Source organism: Rhodomicrobium udaipurense JA643, assembly GCF_000636015.1.
In the GTDB taxonomy this organism is placed as follows: domain Bacteria; phylum Pseudomonadota; class Alphaproteobacteria; order Rhizobiales; family Rhodomicrobiaceae; genus Rhodomicrobium; species Rhodomicrobium udaipurense.
In genome coordinates, this window is sequence record NZ_JFZJ01000225.1 from 1 (window position 1) to 1,824 (window position 1,824).

Consider the following 1,824-nt stretch of genomic DNA (forward strand, 5'->3'; position numbering starts at 1 on the left):
GGGCTGCGCCATCGCTGGCTGATGCTGGTGGTGACGTTCGCCTCGCTCGCGTTCACGATCCAGCTTTTCATCGTGATCCCGAAGGGCCTCCTCCCAAGCGGCGACACGGGGCTCATCATGGGCTTCGCACAGGCGTCTGCCGAGACGTCGTTCGAGGCGATCCTTGAAACTCAGAATAGAGTGACCGAAATCCTTACAGCGGACCCCGCCGTCGAAGGCGTGGCGACGTCCATCGCGGCGGGCGGCGGCCCAGGGTCGAGCCAGAGCAACGAGGCGCGTTTCTTCGTGTCGCTGAAACCAATCGGCGAGCGCAAGGACTCCGCAGCGGCCGTCATAGCGCGCCTGCGGCCGAAATTCGCCGCCATCAAGGGCGTCGACGTCTTCATGTTCCCCGGACAGGAGATCATGTTCGGCGGCAGGCAATCGCGCTCGCAATATCAGGTGACGCTCTGGGGCCCCGACCTCAAGGAAATCGCCGAGTGGCTGCCGAAGGCGCAGGCCGCGATGAAACGCATCCCCGGCGTGATCGACGTCAATTCTGATCGGGAGGCGGGCGGCCCGCAGGCCACCGTGACTATCGATCGTGTGAAGGCGGCAAAGTTCGGCGTCTCGGTCGCGGACGTGAATTCGGCCCTTAACAACGCGTTTTCGCAGCGCGCCGTCTCAACCGTCTACACCCTGCGAACCCAGTATAACGTCATTCTCGAAGCGGACCCCGCCATCCAGCGAAGCCTTCAGGGCCTCGACAGCATTTATGTCAAGGGAAGCGCGAGCCAGCAGGTGCCGCTTTCCTCCGTCGCAACCATCACGATGACCCAGACGCCGCTTTCGGTGCGCCATACCGGTCAGTTTCCATCGGCGACCGTCAGCTTCAACCTCTCGCCCGGCGTGGCGCTCGGCCCCGTGATCCCGAAAATCCTTGAGGCGGGGCGCGACCTCGGCTTGCCGGAGCAGCTTCATTTCGAGCTTTCGGGCGAAACGCTCGCCCAGCAGGAGCAGAGTTCTTCGACGCTGCTATTGATCGTGGCGGCGCTCGTCACGGTCTATATCGTGCTCGGCATTCTCTATGAAGACCTCGTGCATCCGCTAACGATCCTTTCAACGCTGCCGTCCGCAGGCTTCGGCGCGCTGCTCGTGATGCATGCGGCGGGCGAGACGCTGTCGATCATTTCGCTGATCGGCATCATCCTGCTTATCGGCCTCGTGAAGAAGAACGGCATCATGCTGGTGGATTTCGCGCTCGACGCGGAGCGCAGGCTGGGCCTGTCGAGCGAAGACGCGATCCGCCGCGCCTGCATCGAGCGCTTCCGGCCGATCCTCATGACGACGCTCGCGGCGATGTTCGGCGCGCTGCCGCTCGTCTTCGCGTCGGGGCCGGGCTCGGAGCTTCGCACGCCGCTCGGGCTGACCATCGTCGGCGGCCTCGCCGTCTCGCAGCTCCTCACGATCTACACAACGCCGGTGATCTACCTCTGGCTCGACAAGCTGCGTTGGCGGAAGCGGCGCGCGGCGCGGGAAGCGAAAGAACGCGCTATCGCTTGATCGCGTTCTGCAACGCAATAACCAATAGATCGAGAAGAACGCTTATCGCCAGTAGACAACGCTCGGGGTTGACGTTCGCCCCGAGCCTCTTTCTGCCTGGGGTAAGCGCGGAGGCTCAAACGACGTTATCGGGAGCGAGCGCGCAGGACTCGGCATCGCCCCGCTCGATTTGCAGCGTCACATGCTCGATGCCGAATTCCTCGTGCAAATCGTGACCGGCGCGCGCGATGAACGCGTCGCCCGGATGGCCTGCCGGCATCACGAGATGACAGGTCAGCGCGG

1 protein-coding gene is annotated in these 1,824 nt (G+C 63.8%); it reads left to right on the forward strand.

What is annotated here, in order from left to right; genetic code table 11:
- The coding region (locus tag T281_RS17015) for an efflux RND transporter permease subunit (protein WP_037242443.1) at positions 1-1,542 on the forward strand (1,542 nt) is incomplete at its 5' end.
- Positions 1,543-1,824 lie beyond the last annotated feature (282 nt).